Origin of the sequence: Lelliottia jeotgali, from assembly GCF_016771845.1 — a bacterium.
Classification (GTDB): Bacteria; Pseudomonadota; Gammaproteobacteria; order Enterobacterales; family Enterobacteriaceae; genus Enterobacter; species Enterobacter jeotgali.
Map to the genome: position 1 here is coordinate 441,375 of NZ_JAENMQ010000002.1, position 17,011 is coordinate 458,385.

Below are 17,011 nucleotides of genomic sequence, written 5' to 3' on the forward strand. Positions count from 1 at the left end.
GAATTTGATTATTTGTGACGCGTCACGCAAATTATTTCCCTGCACTTCATAATGATTTTCATTCCATACGCATGAATCATAATTTATTCTTTTAATTTAGATAATTAACACAAACCCAGAAAGAAGAATCGCATTCTTCACTTCCTATTACTTCGATGTGTTACATCAATGATTCTGCAAAATCGTCGTTGCAATGCTGATTTAATGGTGACAACATAAATCATAACAAATCACCAAATGATTATTTATGATTAAAAAAGGGAGTTGAACAATGAGTAAAGTGAAATCCATCACCCGTGAATCATGGATTCTGAGCACCTTCCCGGAATGGGGCAGCTGGCTGAATGAAGAGATTGAACAAGAGCAGGTCGCGACAGGCACTTTTGCAATGTGGTGGCTTGGCTGTACCGGTATTTGGCTGAAATCAGAAGGCAGTGCCAATATCTGCGTCGATTTCTGGTGCGGCACCGGCAAACAGAGCCACGGTAATCCGCTGATGAAAGCAGGCCATCAGATGCAGCGCATGGCAGGCGTCAAAAAACTACAGCCAAACCTGCGCACCACGCCGTTTGTGCTGGATCCGTTCGCCATTCGTCAAATCGATGCGGTGCTCTCGACTCACGATCATAACGATCATATCGACGTCAACGTGGCCGCAGCGGTCATGCAAAACTGCGCGGACGATGTGCCGTTTATTGGGCCACAAACTTGCGTCGACCTCTGGATTGGCTGGGGCGTGCCGAAAGATCGCTGCATCGTCATGAAACCGGGCGACGTGGTGAAAATCAAAGACGTGGAAATTCATGCGCTTGATGCGTTCGATCGTACCGCATTGATAACCCTCCCAGCCGACCAAAAAGCCGCAGGTATTCTGCCGGATGGCATGGACCAACGTGCGGTAAATTATCTGTTCAAAACACCGGGCGGATCGCTTTATCACAGCGGCGACTCTCACTATTCCAACTACTATGCTAAGCACGGCAACGAACACAAGATCGACGTCGCGCTCGGCTCATACGGAGAGAACCCGCGCGGTATTACCGATAAAATGACCAGCGCCGATATGCTGCGTATGGCGGAAGCGCTCAACACCAAAGTGGTGATTCCGTTCCATCACGATATCTGGTCAAACTTCCAGGCCGATCCACAGGAAATTCGGGTCCTGTGGGAGATGAAAAAAGATCGTCTTAAGTACGGATTCAAGCCGTTTATCTGGCAGGTGGGCGGCAAATTTACCTGGCCGCTGGATAAAGATAATTTCGAATATCACTATCCGCGTGGCTTTGATGATTGCTTCACCATTGAGCCGGATCTACCGTTTAAATCGTTCCTGTAACCAAAGAACAGCTTTCGCCAGGCCAGTGCGCCTGGCGATTTTCTCTTTTGCTTAGTATTTTCAGGCTATTTCAAATATCATCTTTTAAAATCAATTTTTTTCGGAATAGCTCATGACGGAAGCGCAACGGCATCAAATCTTACTGGAACTCCTGGCACAAAAAGGTTTTGTCACCGTCGAACAAGTGATTGATCGTCTTGAAATATCCCCTGCCACGGCGCGCCGCGATATCAATAAGCTCGATGAGAGCGGTAAGCTCAAGAAAGTGCGCAATGGCGCGGAAGCCATTAGCCAGCAACGCCCACGCTGGACGCCAATGAATATTCATCAGGCGCAGAATCACGATGAGAAAGTGCGTATCGCCCGCGCCGCTTCGCAACTGGTGAATCCCGGTGAAAGCGTGGTGATCAACTGCGGTTCGACGGCTTTTTTACTGGGCCGTGAAATGTGCGGAAAACCGGTACAAATCATCACAAACTATTTGCCACTGGCCAACTATCTGATCGACCAGGAGCACGAAAGCGTGGTGATCATGGGCGGCCAGTACAACAAGAGCCAGTCCATCACCCTCAGCCCACAGGACAGCGAAAACAGCCTGTACGCCGGGCACTGGATGTTCACCAGCGGCAAAGGGCTGACCGCCGATGGGCTTTACAAAACTGATATGCTCACGGCGATGGCGGAACAAAATATGCTGAACGTCGTCGGGAAACTGGTGGTGCTGGTCGACAGCAGCAAAGTGGGCGAACGTGCCGGAATGCTGTTCAGCCGCGCCGAGCAGATCGACATGGTGATCACCGGTAAAAGTGCTAATCCGCAGATCCTGCAAAAACTTGAGGATCTGGGCGTCAAAATCCTGCGCGTTTAAAGGTTTTTACGGAAAAAATCAGTGGTGGCATCCAGCGCCGTGGGTGTAATGCGATGCCGCACGCCCGCTTCCCACAGGCAGGTCAGGTTATTATCCAGCCCCTCTCGCACAAGCGCCTGCTGCAAACGCAACGTTTCGGCGGCAGGCACGATATCATCGGCCTCGCCGTGCCACAGCAACAGTGGGCGGTCGGCCAAACGCGGCAGCGCGTGAGTCACGTCCCAGTCAGCGAGCGAGGCGAGAACCGCGTCGACATCCTGCGCCTTGGGCGGAAATAGCGTCTGAGAAAGCGTCGAAAAATAGCCCGACCCCATTAAGCTCGCCACGCACTTCACTTCCGGATGGCGTGCCATAACCCCGAGTGCGGTCATTCCCCCCATCGACGCACCTGCTACAGCGAGACGTTCATCGGCCACCAGCCCCGCCTGATAGAGCGCATCTCTTAGCCCGGAAAACTCGCCCAGGCTGCCCTGTAAGATTTGCCAGAACTGGCCCAAACGCGTCTGCTCATCACCCGAAAAACGCGAACCGTGATCGGGCGCATCGGGCATCACCACACGAAATCCTGCCTGCGCCAGCGCGACCGCAAAGTAGCTGTAAACCAGTTTAGATGAGGTAAACCCATGATAAAAAATCACAAGTGGCAATGGATGCTCACTCAATCCAGCCGGGAAAGCGTGTAGAATTTCATGCTCACCAAGCTGCTGCGTCTTTAGTTCAATCATTGCCGATCCTCTTTCTAATGGGTGATTCATAATGTTGAGAACTGGATTACGCTTTCACGCTATTTTCATTCGAAAATGACGTCACAGATAACAGTTTGGGAACATTCCCCCAAAACTAAATTCGCAGACATCTACACTATGGCTATCAGGAAACGAGATATGGTTATGCGCAGGTTAGCTGCTTTATTGCTGGTGTTGCTGGTAACAAGCTGTAGCGTGCTGGAAGGAACACCTCAGCCCGCTCCACCGGCCACCAATCATCCTCAGGAAATTCGCCGTAATCAAACCGAAGGATTACAACGAATGGGTACCGTCAGCACGTTAGTTCGTGGCTCACCGGCGGATGCAGAGGATGACATAAGAGCAAAAGCCGTCGCCGCAAAAGCAGATTACTACGTCATTATTATGGTGGATGAAACCATCATTACCGGACAGTGGTACTCGCAGGCCATTTTGTATCGCAAATAACTGTCAGCATTTAAACGACATTTACACTGCTTTGCGTCCATAGACGTTTTCCTGTCCACAATAAACTCCATGCCTGTGACAATGGAAGTGAGTTTATTTGCGAAGGATTGCCCGGCGGATACCGGAGACATGTGAAATGGAGCTGACAATGAAACGATCTCTTGCTTTGACCTCACTGCTGCTCTCAGCTGGGCTGATGAGCACAACCGCACAGTCAGCAGAGTTTGCCAGTGCTGATTGCGTCACAGGCTTAAACGAAATTGGCCTAATCTCTGTGAATAATATTTCAGGGAGCCCGCAAGACGTTGAACGTGTCATTGCCTTAAAAGCGGATGAGCAGGGAGCATCTTGGTATCGAATCGTCCAGATGCAGGAAGACCGATACGCCGACCAATGGCGTGTACAAGCTATTCTCTACGCCTGATAGTCCTCCTATAAAAGCCACTTAATGTTAGTGGCTTTTGTCTTTTTACAAATCGATTATCCTTAACGCTACTAACTCGACACAGTTATGTAACATTTAGTTACATAAAGTTGATAAATGTTAGCCTCGCTCTGCCGTTGAACAGCCATACCTTTTCAACAATGAGCAATTTATGATCAATTTTTTCCGCCGTGCAGGTCTTGGCGCTAAGTTATCGCTACTGACCGGCGTGAGTGTCGCAACACTGTTTCTGCTGTTCACTTTCCTCCTGAGTCACAAAGCCAGCCAACAGCTAGAAGCACTGGCGGTAGAGGATCTTCACAACCAGTCCACTGGTGTCGTGGATATGGTGCAGATGTTTAATACCAGCCTTGGCGAAGAAGTCGAAAGCTACACCAAACTCTTCAGCACGTTTCTGCCACAACCGCTGAATATTGATACCCGCCAAATCCGCGCAATCAACGGTCAAAACGCTCCACTGTTGAAAGGCGGCGATACCGAGCTCCACGAAAACAACACTTTCTCCGATGATTTTCTGAATCGTACCGGAGCAATCTCGACTCTGTTTGTACGCAGCGGCAACGACTTTATCCGCGTCGCCACATCCCTGCGCAAAGAAAACGGTGAACGAGCGATGGGCACCGTTCTCGACAACACCAGCGCCGCCTTCGGCACCGTCAGTAAAGGCGAGGTTTATCGCGGCCTGGCTCTGCTGTTTGGTAAGCGCTACATCACGCAGTATCAGCCGGTGAAAGATGCAAGTGGGCAGGTGATTGCGATCATTTTTGTCGGTATCGACATTGGACATTCCTGGAACGTGATGCGCGATAAGATCCTCAATCGCCGCTTGGGTGAAAGCGGTCATTTCTACGTGCTGGATCGCAGTAATGGCAAAACACGCGGGCAATATCTGTTCCATGCCAGCGAAGAGGGGCAGCAGCCGAAATGGGATAGCGCACTCCAGCAGCAATTGCTGAGCGGCAAAGAGGGCACCGTCGAGCGTGTCAGTGATGATGGACGCACACTCAAAATGGCCTATACCCCGCTGCCGGGCTGGAACTGGACAATTATTGGTGAGGTGGATAAATCGGTACTGTTGGCGCACGTCAACGCCTTACGCGATCGCTTCCTGCTGGCGGGCATTGTGTTGTCGATTCTGTTCGCAGCCATGTTCGTTATCATTATTCGTCGCTGGTTAACCCGCCCACTGCGCGATGTTATCCATCTTGCCCGTCAATACGCCGCAGGAGATCTTCGCGCAGAGCTGCCTGTTAACCGCCAGGATGAAGTGGGCCAGCTGATTGACGCGATTAACGGCATCGGCGGTGGGCTGCAGAAAATCGTTCAGCAGGTGCGTGAAGCCGCGGGTGAAATCCACCTTGGTACTAACGCACTGGCGTCCGATACCGGTGAAATCTCCGGGCAGATCAACAAACAGGCCAGCAGCGTCGAAGAAACCTCCGCGAGTATGGAGCAGCTTGCCGCCTCCGTGGCGCAAAATGCAGCGAACATGCAGCAAACCCAGCAGCTCGTCGGGGAAACATCTCGCGCGGTACATCACGGCGGGGAAACGGTCGGTAATGCTGTCGCGACGATGGATGATATTCGCGACGCATCGAAACGTATTGAAGACATCACCCGCGTGATTGAGTCAATCGCTTTCCAGACCAATATCCTGGCGCTGAACGCCGCGGTCGAAGCCGCGCGCGCAGGTGAGCACGGCAAAGGTTTTGCTGTGGTCGCTCAGGAAGTTCGGGCGCTGGCCGCGCGCAGTGCAAATGCCGTGAAGGAGATCGAACAACTCATCGGCGACACGCTGAAGAAAGTCACCGAAGGCCACCAGCTTTCCGAGCAAACCCGGCAGGCGATGGACTCGATAATTGTTCACATCGATAACATCAACCAACTGGTCACAGAGATTAACCATGCCTCGCACGAACAGTCGGCGGGGATTCGTCAGGTCAATCTGGCGATGTCGCACATCGGTGAAGCGTCGCATATCAACGCCGACCGGGTTTCGCGCAGCGAGCAAACAGCACACACGCTGCGCGAGAAAGGCTCACACCTGACTGAGCTTGTTAGCCTGTTCCGTCTGAAGAACTAGCCCACTCGCCCTGTGGCGCGCAGCAGCAGGTCGTTTTGCACCTGTTCGCTCAACAGCGAGCCGCCACGGGGGTCCAGCATCATGCGACACCACGCCTGCGCCACAGGAGGCGATGCGTGTCGCAACATTTGCGCACCGGCTCCCAATAAATAGAGTTGCGAAGCGATCTCCCTGCCCTGCGCTTCCTGCGGTTTGCGTAATTTTTGCTGCAACTGCCGCCAGCCACGATCAAAATGGCGATCCTGACCTTTCACCTGCGCGAAGTCTTCATGCAAAACATCAATAATTCCAGAATGTTTCGCCAGCACCCGCAGGACATCCAGGCACATGATATTGCCCGAGCCTTCCCAGATACTGTTCACCGGCATCTCACGGTAGATGCGAGGCAGCTCGCTCTCTTCGCAATAACCGACGCCCCCAAGCACTTCCATTGCTTCGGCGACAAACGGCATCCCCCCTTTGCACACGCTGTATTTAGCCGCAGGGGTAAAGAGCCGCGCCCAGGCAGATTCTTGCGGATCGTCGCGCCGATCCCATGCACGCGCCAGACGGAACAGCAGCGCGGTTTGTCCTTCGAGCTGCAGCGCCATCCGGCTTAATACTTCGCGCATTAGCGGCTGGTCGACCAGATTTTTACCAAACGTCTGGCGCTGATATGCATGGTACAGCGCGACGGACAGCGCGCGGCGCATCAGCCCGTGGCTACCTAACGCACAATCAAAGCGCGTCAGTCCGCCCATTTTCAGGATCTGTCTTACACCCTCGCCCTCTTCACCCAGCAGCCAGCCTGAGGCATTCATCAATTCGACTTCGCTGCTGGCGTTCGAGCGGTTGCCGAGCTTGTCTTTCAGGCGTTCCAGTCGGACGCTATTACGCTGCCCATCAGGGAGAATACGCGGGAGGAAAAAGCATGATAATCCCCCTTTGGCCTGCGCCAGCACCAGATGGGCATCGCTTTGCGGCACGGAGAAAAACCATTTATGCCCAATCAGTCGATAGCTCCCGTCATTACATTTTTCCGCCCGTGTGGTGTTACTCAGCACGTCCGAGCCCCCCTGCTTTTCAGTCATTCCCATGCCGATCAGCAGCCCACGCTTTTGCACGCCGGGTGCCAGATGTGGATCGTAGCGATCGCTCAGCAGAGGCGTAAGCCAGTCATGGAAAAGTTTGGGAAGCGCCTGCTGTAGTAGCGGCGTGGCGGCGAACGTCATTGTTATTGGGCAAAGTGTTCCCGCTTCTACCTGCGCATGGAGCACAAATCGCGCAGCGCGAGCGACAAACGAACCTTTGCGGGCCTCATCTTCCCAGGGCAGATTATGGACTCGGTTAGCGCACAGTCCCTGCATCAGCAAATGCCAGGCTGGATGGAATCTCACATCATCAAGTCGTTCTCCTCGCGGATCGTAACGCAACAACTCCGGTGGATTGGTGTTGGCGAGACGCCCCAGCTCCAGGGATTCTGCCGTGCCAAGCTGCTGACCAATGCTGGCGAGAAATTCGCTGTCCCAGTCGGCCCCTTCACGCGCCACTGCCTCGTGCAAGGCGCAATCGGACAAAAACAGATTACTGTTCGACAGCGGTACAGGCTGATTAAAAACCGTGTGTGTCTGCCAGTGCATGTGTGTCCCTCCTTCAATGGCAATGAAGGTAAGTATGGACAGCGCACGCGAGCGCTGCATGGGAGTCGGGTCACAAGGTGGCAAACTAACTGAAATCATTCGTGAATCAGGTCACACAACATAAGAATAAACTATTTCACACGGACCATTCTGTTGAATAATTTATTCTCACATCCCATGAGAGAATCATTATGCACTCTTCCCAACGTGCGCCGGACGCGCACAAGCGCGCTTTAATTGCAGGCTCGATTGGTAACTTCATCGAATGGTATGAATTCGCGGTGTACGGGTTTATGGCGACCGTCATTGCGAAGAACTTTTTCCAGCTTGAAGGCGAAGCCGGGATGACCAGCCTGATCCTCACCTACGCCTCATTTGCCGTGGCTTTTTTCTTCCGTCCGCTTGGCGCGGTTGTCTTCGGACGCATTGGCGACCGAATCGGTCGCAAGCCAACGCTGATTATTGTGCTGGTGCTGATGACGCTCGCCACTGCTGCCATTGGTATCGTGCCGGTCTACGCCAGTATCGGCATTGCGGCACCGCTGATCATCACCGGGCTGCGCATTCTGCAGGGCTTGTTTGCCGGGGGGGAATATGGCGGTGCGGTGTCGCTGATGACCGAGTTTGCCCCACGCGGGAAACGCGGTCTGTACGGCGCGTGGCAATCCTTTACCGTTGCGCTCGGCCTGCTGGCAGGCGCAGGGATTGTCGCTTTGCTCTCCGCCGTGCTAACGCCAGAAGCGCTACATGACTGGGGCTGGCGCATCCCGTTCTTCCTCGCCCTACCGATGGGTGTGGTCGCCCTGTGGTTGCGGGTGAGCATGGAAGAGACGCCGAGCTTTGTGCAGCAAAAGGAAAAGCCAGTCGTCGCCCAGGCGCAAACCGCTGCCACCCTCAAGGCGATTGTGATGGGGATTGCCCGCGTAATGGTGTGGTCTGCCGCCGGGTATACCTATCTGGTGATTATGCCGACCTATTTACAATCCGCACTGCACACCGGTTTTAACCAGGCGCTGCTGATTGCGGTGATTTCAAATATTGGCTTTGCGCTGACGATTATCCCGTCGGGGATACTGAGCGACCGCATCGGGCGGCGTACGGTAATGGTGATTGCGACTGCGCTGCTGCTGATCCTCGCCCTGCCTTTACTGAAGATTTTGCAGGCGGAATCCAGCACGCTGGCGGTCAAAGCGATTGTAGTGTTGATTGCGGGCGGTCTGGTGGGAATGCTGGCGGGTCCTGGCCCGGCGATGCTGTCGGAGATGTTCCCGACGCGTGTTCGTTACACCGGCCTTGGGCTGGCCTATTCGCTGTCGAACGCGATCTTCTCAGGCTGCGCGGGTTTGATTATTACGGGGTTGATTAAGCAGACCGGGAATCTGGATATTCCGGCGTATTACGTAATGGCGACGGCGGTGGTGAGTATTGTCGCGCTGATGACGCTCAAGAAAGACGACCATCTTCGGTCGCTGGAGGAGTAGCCTTTGCGCCCGGTGGCGCTTCAGTCCTTCACCGTCTGATGCCCTCACCCCGGCCCTCTCCCACGGGAGAGGGAGAAAACACTAAAGGCCTTCCTGCGGAAGGCCTTGCTGTTTATTACCCGCGCTGACGCACCGCTTCGAACAGGCAGATGCCCGTTGCCACAGACACGTTCAGAGACGAAACGCTGCCCGCCATCGGAATGCTGATCAGCTCGTCGCAATGCTCACGCGTCAGGCGACGCATCCCTTCGCCTTCTGCACCCATCACCAGCGCCATACGGCCGGTCATTTTGCTCTGGTACAGGGTGTGATCGGCTTCGCCAGCGGTGCCGACGATCCAGATGTTCTCTTCCTGTAGCTGACGCATGGTGCGCGCCAGGTTGGTCACGCGGATCAGCGGTACGTTTTCCGCCGCGCCGCAGGCCACTTTCTTCGCCGTGGCGTTCAGCTGTGCAGAACGGTCACGCGGCACAATCACCGCATGAACACCTGCCGCATCTGCGCTACGCAGGCATGCGCCGAGGTTGTGTGGATCGGTCACGCCGTCGAGGATCAGGAAGAACGGGTTATCCAGTTGGGCAATCAGATCCGGCAGATCGTTTTCCTGATACTGACGACCCGGCTTCGCACGGGCGATAATCCCCTGGTGAACGGCACCCTCGCTTTTCTCGTCGAGGAACTGGCGGCTCGCCAGCTGAATCACCACGCCCTGGGCTTCCAGAGCATGGATCAGCGGCAGCAGACGTTTATCCTCACGCCCTTTCAGAATATAAACTTCCTGAAAACGCTCCGGTGCGCGCTCCAGCAGGGCCTGCACCGCATGGATGCCGTAAATCATTTCACTCATTGATGGTTCTCGTTAATTGCTTTTGCTTTTTCCCCTCTCCCCAATGGGGAGAGGGTCAGGGTGAGGGGAAATCACTCCGCCACTTTTTTCTTCGCCGCACGCTTCGCTTTAGTCGCGGCCGCTATTTTCTGAGTCTTAGCCGACGGTTTTTTCGCGCCTTTCTCTTTCTTGGCTTTCGGTGGTTTCGGCGCTGGTTTGCCTTTATCACCACGGAAAGCGGCATCTGGCTCGAAGTTCACCTTCTTACCTGCCTGGCGACGTTTGCCGCTGGTTTTACCGTTCGGCCCTTTTCTGGCCTTTTCACGTTCGGTTTTACCGACGTTACGCGGCGCACGTTCGCTGGAGATCAGGCTGAAATCAATCTTACGCTCGTCCATGTTGACGGCTTCAACTTTGACTTCCACACGATCGCCCAGACGGTAAGTCTGGCCACCGGATTCACCCGTCAGACGCTGTCCGACCTGGTCGTAGCGATAGTAATCGTTGTCCAGAGACGAGACGTGAACCAGACCGTCGATGAACAGCTCGTCGAGACGCACGAAGAAACCAAAGCCGGTGACGCTGGCAATGACGCCTTTAAAGACGTTGCCCACCTGATCCAGCATGAAATCACACTTCAGCCAGTCAGCCACGTCACGCGTCGCTTCGTCTGCACGACGCTCCGCCATCGAACAGTGCTGACCGAGCTGGAGCATCTCTTCCATAGAATAATGGTAGCCGCCGGTTTCGGTGGTATTTCCTTTGTGCCCCTGCTCTTGTGCCAACAGATACTTAATGGCGCGGTGCAGTGACAGATCCGGGTAACGACGGATCGGAGAGGTAAAGTGCGCGTAAGACTGTAGCGCCAGGCCGAAGTGACCACGGTTTTCTGGGTCGTAAATCGCCTGTTTCATCGAGCGCAGAAGCATGGTTTGCAGCATTTCTGCGTCAGGGCGATCGCCAATCGATTCCAGCAGCTCGGCGTAGTCGCGCGGTTCTGGTTTGCTGCCGCCCGGCAGTTCCAGACCCAGCTCCGCCAGCACAGAACGGAATGCGGTGATCGCTTCGGTGGTTGGTTTATCATGAATACGGAACAGCGCAGGCTCTTTGGCTTTCTCAACGAAACGCGCCGCCGAAATGTTCGCCAGGATCATGCACTCTTCAATCAGTTTGTGCGCATCGTTACGCTGCGTCTGCTCGATACGTTCGATGCGGCGCTCGGCGTTGAAGATAAACTTCGCTTCTTCGCTCTCAAAGGAGATCCCGCCGCGCTCTTCGCGCGCCTGATCCAGCACTTTGTAGAGGCTATGCAGCTCTTCAATGTGTTTCACCAGCGGCGCGTACTGCTCGCGCAGTTCCTGATCGCCCTGCAGCATGTGCCAGACTTTGGTGTACGTCAGGCGCGCATGCGAGCTCATCACCGCTTCATAGAATTTGTAGCCGGTTAAACGCCCTTTGGTGGAGATGGTCATTTCGCAGACCATACACAGGCGATCGACCTGTGGGTTCAGGGAGCAGAGGCCGTTGGAGAGCACTTCTGGCAGCATTGGGACCACCTGCGACGGGAAGTACACCGACGTACCACGGCTGCGGGCTTCACTGTCCAGCGGGGTGTTAGTGCGCACGTAATAGCTCACGTCCGCAATCGCCACCCACAAACGCCAGCCGCCGCCGCGTTTTTTCTCGCAGAAGACGGCGTCATCAAAGTCGCGGGCATCTTCGCCATCGATAGTGACCAGCGGCAGATCGCGCAGATCCACGCGGCCCACTTTGGCCTCTTCCGGCACCTGTTCTTTCAGGTCTTTGACCTGCTCTTCAACAGCGGTTGGCCAGACGTGTGGAATTTCATGCGTACGCAACGCCATATCCACGGCCATGCTGGTACCCATGTTATCGCCCAGCACTTCCACGATCTTACCAATCGCTTTGGTGCGACGCGTTGGACGCTGGGTGAGTTCAACCACCACCACGAAGCCCATGCGCGCGCCCATCACTTCTTCCGGCGGGATCAGGATGTCGAAGCTAAGACGGCTGTCGTCCGGCACCACAAAGCCAACGCCCGCGTCGGTGAAGTAACGCCCGACAATCTGGCTGGTTTTCGGCACCAGTACGCGAACCACGCGTGCCTCACGGCGGCCCTTGCGGTCAGCCCCTAACGGCTGCGCCAGGATCTGATCGCCGTGGATGCACATTTTCATCTGTTCGGATGACAGGTACAGGTCATCCTTGCGTCCTTCGACGCGCAGGAAGCCGTAGCCATCGCGATGACCGATAACGATGCCTTTCAGCAGGTCGAGACGTTCCGGCAGGGCATAGCACTGGCGGCGGGTAAAGACCAGCTGGCCGTCGCGCTCCATAGCGCGCAGGCGGCGGCGAAGGGCTTCAATTTGCTCTTCGCCTTCAATGTTTAATTCAACGGCAAGTTCTTCACGATTAGCGGGCTTTTCGCGTTTAGTTAAGTGTTCGATGATGAACTCGCGGCTTGGGATAGGATTCGCGTACTTTTCTGCTTCGCGTTCCTGGAAAGGATCATGTGACATGTCGGTTCCTCCGTTGTCAGCTCCGGTGGAAATTTTCTTCATTCCACCAGCAATAATTTATACAGCGGTTGATTCTCTTCAACCAAATCGGCCAGCGTGTAGTTATCCAGTTCCTTGAGAAAACTTTGCACAGCCTTAGAAAGCGCCTGTTTCAGGCGGCAAGCGGGAGTGATGTGGCAGAACTCGCTGCTGCAATTCACCAGAGTCAGCGGCTCCAGTTCACGTACCACATCCCCAACACGAATACTCTGCGCTGGTTTACCGAGACGAATCCCCCCGTTTTTCCCGCGGACGGCAGTCACGTATCCCGCACGGCTAAGTTGATTGATTATTTTGACCATATGATTACGGGACACGCCGTAGACCTCTGTCACCTCAGAGATACTGGTCATCTGTCCTTGTGGCAACGACGCCATGTAAATCAGCGCACGCAAACCGTAATCGGTGAAACTCGTTAACTGCACATCAACCTCAGGAAAAGGGAAAAACGCGGTCAAACCGCAGAGATATTCACTATTGATGATAAACCAGCCAGATACTTAGCGGCTAATTTATTTGACTGAAAGGGGGAAAGAGGAACTAAAAAGCCGGATACACGTTGCTTATCCGGCTTAAGAAGTGTTTTGTAGGCCCGGCAAGCGTAGCGCCGCCGGGCAAAACCTGAATTATGCGTCGAACGGGTCGCGCAGGATCATGGTTTCAGTACGGTCAGGGCCGGTAGAGATAATGTCGATCGGCACTTCGGTCAGTTCTTCGATACGCTTGATGTAGTCCAGCGCGGCTTTCGGCAGACCGCTACGCTCTTTCACACCAAAGGTGGTTTCGGACCAGCCAGGCATGGATTCGTAAATCGGCTCGATACCTTCCCAGTCGTCAGCTGCCAGCGGAGTGGTGGTCACTTCGCGGCCATCTGGCATACGGTAACCGACGCAGATTTTCACTTCTTTCAGGCCGTCCAGCACGTCCAGCTTGGTCAGGCAGAAGCCAGACAGGGAGTTAATCTGCACTGCACGACGCACAGCAACAGCATCCAGCCAACCGGTACGACGACGACGACCAGTGGTCGCGCCAAACTCGTTACCTTGTTTGCACAGGAACTCACCGATGTCATCAAACAGTTCGGTAGGGAATGGACCTGCACCCACGCGAGTGGAGTAAGCTTTGATGATACCCAGAACGTAATCCACATAACGTGGACCCAGGCCGGAGCCCGTTGCCACGCCACCCGCGGTGGTGTTAGAGGAAGTCACGTACGGATAGGTACCGTGGTCGATATCCAGCAGCGTACCCTGTGCGCCTTCGAACATGACGAAATCGCCACGTTTGCGCGCCTGGTCCAGCAGGTCGGACACATCCACAACCATACCGGTCAGGATATCCGCTACCGCCATGACATCATCCAGCACTTTCTGGTAGTCAACGGCGTCAGCTTTGTAGAAATTCACCAGCTGGAAGTTGTGATATTCCATCACTTCTTTCAGTTTTTCAGCGAAGGTGGCTTTGTCGAACAAGTCGCCAACGCGCAGACCGCGACGAGCAACTTTATCTTCGTAAGCAGGGCCGATGCCACGGCCGGTGGTGCCGATAGCTTTTGCACCGCGTGCTTTTTCGCGCGCTACGTCCAGTGCGACGTGATAGTCGAGGATCAGCGGGCAGGCTTCGGAGAGCAGCAGACGCTCACGAACCGGGATACCACGGTCTTCCAGGCCTTTCATCTCTTTCATCAGCGCAGCAGGAGACAGCACAACACCGTTACCGATGATGCTGGTCACATTATCACGAAGAATACCTGATGGAATAAGATGGAGGACGGTCTTTTCACCGTTGATTACGAGAGTATGGCCAGCGTTATGACCACCCTGATAGCGTACAACATATTTAGCACGTTCAGTCAGAAGATCGACGATCTTCCCTTTACCTTCGTCACCCCATTGGGTGCCCAGTACGACAACGTTGTTACCCATTTTAAAAATCACCGATTGCTTAAAAATGGATTCTACCACCGCTTTTTCAGAGTTACAGCACTTTTTGGCCTCAATATAAGGCAAATCCGACCACTTTTTGATCAGCCAATCGTTTTCCTCAACATGTAGTAGATCACCACTCCAGCAACCACTAGACCCCCGCCAAAACGACGTAAAATATTATCCGGCAGTTGGGTCATGGTGGCGATCATTCGACGCCAGGCGCGTGGATAAAGCATTGGCCCCAACCCTTCGAGCACCAAAACCAAGGCTAATGCTAGCAAGATAGTGGAATTCATTTTAGCTCCCTATAAAAGAAAACCACCGCTCCGTTGAGAGCGGTGGTTTGATAACTCAAACGAGAATGAGTTTATCGCGTGGCGTTGCCTGGCGTCTTCATATAACGGAAGAAATCGCTGTCAGGGCTGAGCACCATCACATCCTGATTGCTCTGGAAGCTGTTTTCGTACGCACGCAGGCTACGAATAAAGGCGTAGAAATCCGGGTCCTGGCTGAAGGCATCGGCAAACAGTTTCGCCGCTTCTGCATCGCCTTCACCGCGCATAATGCGGCCTTGACGTTCAGATTCTGCCAGCGTTTTTGTCACTTCGTAATCTGCTGTCGCGCGCAGCTTTTCAGCCTCTTCCTGACCTTGTGAACGGTGGCGACGAGCAACCGCTTCACGCTCAGCGCGCATACGGCTATAAATCGCTTCAGACACTTCGGCAGGCAGGTTGATCTGCTTGATACGCACATCGACCACTTCGATACCTAACGCAGCCATACTGTTCGGGTTCATCACCGGCACTTTGCCGTTGGTTTCAGCCTGAACGCGTTCAGCCGCTTTAGCGATTGCATCGTCCGCTGCTGGCGTGGCGACTTCATCTTCCGTGCCCGCTGTACCGGAGTTCAGCGCATCACGCACTTCAAGAGTCAGACGACCGCGGGAATCGGTCACGATGTCTTTCACATCCAGACGACCAATTTCAGAACGCAGACGGTCAGAGAACTTACGTTTCAGCAGCACTTCTGCCTGGGAGACATCACCGCCGCCGGTCGCCAGATAGTAACGGCTGAAGTCACTGATACGCCATTTGATGTAGGAATCAACGATCAGGTCTTTTTTCTCTTTGGTAACGAAACGATCGGCCTGGTTATCCATAGTCTGGATACGGGCGTCGAGCATTTTCACTGATTCAATCATCGGGAGCTTAAAGTGCAGGCCCGGCTCGAAGACCAGTGGTTTGTTTTCATCGTCACGCAGAACTTTACCGAAGCGCATGGTGATCCCGCGCTCGCCCTCTTTCACCACAAAGATGGAGGTATAAAGTACGACCAGCGCGATGATGATAATCGCAATAACTGACTTACGCATCGTTATTCCCCCTGACGCTGGCTGTCGTTACGCTGTGCGTTGGCACGGCGTTGGTCCATGATGTCACCATCGTTTGAAGAAGACGTGGTATTGGCGCTGGAATTGCTGCTGGATGCCGGTGGTAGACGCAGCAGATTGTTTGCTCCGCTGGTATCCTGTTTTGCCGCAGGCGCATTACCGCCTTTCAGCATCTGGTCCAGTGGCAGCACCATCAGATTGCCGCCTTTGCTGTCGTTCACCAGCACTTTACGGGTGTGGCTCAGCACTTTCTCCATAGTCTCGATATACAGACGCTCACGGGTGATTTCCGGTGCGGCTTTATATTCCGGCAGGAGCTTCGCAAAGCGAGCAACTTCACCCTGTGCTTCCAGGATGGTCTGTGTCTTATACGCACGCGCCTCTTCGAGAATACGCTGCGCCTGGCCGTTAGCACGTGGCTGAACTTCGTTGGTGTAGGCTTCGGCTTCACGGATGTATTGCTGTTCGTTTTCACGCGCGGCAATCGCATCATCAAATGCGGCTTTCACTTCTTCTGGCGGACGAGCGGCCTGGAAGTTGACGTCCAGCAAAGTAATACCCATGTTGTATGGACGAATGGTCTCTTCCAGCTCGCGCTGGGTATCGCTACGGATAACGGTACGACCTTCAGTCAGAATACGGTCCATGGTGTATTTACCGATCACACCACGCAGGGCGCTGTCGGTTGCCTGACGAAGACTGTCATCGGCGCTGGTGACGCTAAACAAATAGTGTTCCGGATCGGTCACGCGGTACTGGACGTTCATCTCAACGCGCACTACGTTCTCGTCAGAAGTCAGCATCACACCGGACGCTGCCAGTTCACGTACCGATTCGACGTTAACGGCCGTCACGTTGTCGACGAAGGTTGGCTTCCAGTTCAGACCTGGCTCAACCAGATGGCTAAACTTACCGAAACGAGTGACCACACCGCGCTCGGCTTCTTTAATGGTGTAGAACCCGCTGGCAGCCCAAATGATGACCACGGCAGCGGCAACAATGCTCACTACGCGACCACCCATGTGCGGGCGCGGCCCTGGAGTGGAATTCCCACCCGAGCCAGAACCTTTACCTCCGCCAAAACCACCCAGCTTTTTGCTCAGTTTGCGAAAGATATCGTCCAGATCAGGAGGACCCTGCTCGCGACCACCTTTGTTGCCATTTCCCCCAGAGTTGCCGCCTTGATTATTGCTGCTTCCCCACGGGTCGCGGTCTTGTCCGTTATTACCGGGCTGATTCCACGCCATGTATATGCTCCATATT

Annotated in this window: 15 protein-coding genes; 6 read left to right on the plus strand and 9 right to left on the minus strand. The window is 54.2% G+C overall.

Annotation, left to right across the window (positions count from 1 at the left end; translation table 11 throughout):
• Window positions 1-271 precede the first annotated feature (271 nt).
• Window positions 272-1,336, plus strand: coding sequence for an L-ascorbate 6-phosphate lactonase (ulaG, locus tag JBO43_RS08500; RefSeq protein ID WP_095280494.1), 1,065 nt, complete (start codon window positions 272-274; stop codon window positions 1,334-1,336).
• 112 nt (window positions 1,337-1,448) lie between these two features.
• Window positions 1,449-2,204, plus strand: coding sequence for an HTH-type transcriptional regulator UlaR (gene ulaR, locus JBO43_RS08505; protein WP_103947877.1), 756 nt, complete (start codon window positions 1,449-1,451; stop codon window positions 2,202-2,204).
• Here the strand turns inward: ulaR and yjfP are convergent.
• Window positions 2,201-2,929, minus strand: a complete 729-nt coding sequence (yjfP, locus tag JBO43_RS08510) for an esterase (protein ID WP_202674115.1) — start codon at window positions 2,927-2,929, stop codon at window positions 2,201-2,203. The two genes, ulaR and yjfP, sit on opposite strands and share 4 nt — an antisense overlap.
• A 138-nt stretch (window positions 2,930-3,067) precedes the next feature.
• Between yjfP and bsmA the strand changes: the two genes are divergently transcribed.
• The 3 genes from bsmA to JBO43_RS08525 all read left to right on the plus strand — a co-directional run bounded on the left by bsmA (window position 3,068) and on the right by JBO43_RS08525 (window position 5,925).
• Window positions 3,068-3,397 carry a biofilm peroxide resistance protein BsmA gene (gene bsmA, locus JBO43_RS08515; protein ID WP_095284158.1) on the plus strand — a complete coding sequence of 110 codons (330 nt, stop codon included), beginning with the start codon at window positions 3,068-3,070 and terminating at the stop codon, window positions 3,395-3,397.
• 136 nt (window positions 3,398-3,533) lie between these two features.
• A complete protein-coding gene (gene yjfN / locus JBO43_RS08520) occupies window positions 3,534-3,821 on the plus strand; it encodes a DUF1471 family protease activator YjfN (RefSeq protein ID WP_095280491.1) in 288 nt (95 codons plus the stop codon).
• 172 nt (window positions 3,822-3,993) lie between these two features.
• The gene (locus JBO43_RS08525) at window positions 3,994-5,925 is read left to right on the plus strand and encodes a methyl-accepting chemotaxis protein (RefSeq protein ID WP_202674116.1); all 1,932 of its coding nucleotides are present in this window, start codon (window positions 3,994-3,996) and stop codon (window positions 5,923-5,925) included.
• Here the strand turns inward: JBO43_RS08525 and JBO43_RS08530 are convergent.
• Window positions 5,922-7,544, minus strand: a complete 1,623-nt coding sequence (locus JBO43_RS08530; RefSeq protein WP_202674117.1) for an isovaleryl-CoA dehydrogenase — start codon at window positions 7,542-7,544, stop codon at window positions 5,922-5,924. The genes JBO43_RS08525 and JBO43_RS08530 overlap by 4 nt on opposite strands.
• Before the next feature lie 191 nt (window positions 7,545-7,735).
• On the opposite strand from JBO43_RS08530, the gene JBO43_RS08535 reads away from it, so the two are divergent.
• Window positions 7,736-9,025 carry an MFS transporter gene (locus JBO43_RS08535; protein ID WP_103947873.1) on the plus strand — a complete coding sequence of 430 codons (1,290 nt, stop codon included), beginning with the start codon at window positions 7,736-7,738 and terminating at the stop codon, window positions 9,023-9,025.
• Window positions 9,026-9,140: 115 nt separating this feature from the next.
• On the opposite strand, the gene rlmB is transcribed toward JBO43_RS08535, so the two are convergent.
• The 7 genes from rlmB to hflK all read right to left on the minus strand — a co-directional run bounded on the left by rlmB (window position 9,141) and on the right by hflK (window position 16,995).
• Window positions 9,141-9,872: a 23S rRNA (guanosine(2251)-2'-O)-methyltransferase RlmB gene (gene rlmB / locus JBO43_RS08540; protein WP_095280487.1), complete on the minus strand. Its 732-nt coding sequence runs from the start codon at window positions 9,870-9,872 to the stop codon at window positions 9,141-9,143.
• 71 nt (window positions 9,873-9,943) lie between these two features.
• A complete protein-coding gene (gene rnr / locus JBO43_RS08545) occupies window positions 9,944-12,391 on the minus strand; it encodes a ribonuclease R (protein WP_103947872.1) in 2,448 nt (815 codons plus the stop codon).
• 38 nt (window positions 12,392-12,429) lie between these two features.
• On the minus strand, window positions 12,430-12,855 hold the full coding sequence (gene nsrR / locus JBO43_RS08550; protein WP_095280485.1) for a nitric oxide-sensing transcriptional repressor NsrR: 426 nt from the start codon (window positions 12,853-12,855) through the stop codon (window positions 12,430-12,432).
• A gap of 201 nt (window positions 12,856-13,056) precedes the next feature.
• Window positions 13,057-14,355, minus strand: a complete 1,299-nt coding sequence (locus JBO43_RS08555) for an adenylosuccinate synthase (RefSeq protein ID WP_095284157.1) — start codon at window positions 14,353-14,355, stop codon at window positions 13,057-13,059.
• Window positions 14,356-14,456: 101 nt separating this feature from the next.
• Window positions 14,457-14,654, minus strand: coding sequence for a DUF2065 domain-containing protein (locus tag JBO43_RS08560; RefSeq protein WP_095280484.1), 198 nt, complete (start codon window positions 14,652-14,654; stop codon window positions 14,457-14,459).
• 71 nt (window positions 14,655-14,725) lie between these two features.
• Window positions 14,726-15,730 (minus strand): protease modulator HflC, encoded by a 1,005-nt coding sequence (gene hflC / locus JBO43_RS08565; protein WP_095280483.1) that lies wholly within the window; start codon window positions 15,728-15,730, stop codon window positions 14,726-14,728.
• A 2-nt stretch (window positions 15,731-15,732) separates the two neighbouring features.
• Window positions 15,733-16,995, minus strand: coding sequence for an FtsH protease activity modulator HflK (gene hflK / locus JBO43_RS08570; RefSeq protein WP_103947871.1), 1,263 nt, complete (start codon window positions 16,993-16,995; stop codon window positions 15,733-15,735).
• Window positions 16,996-17,011: the final 16 nt, after the last annotated feature.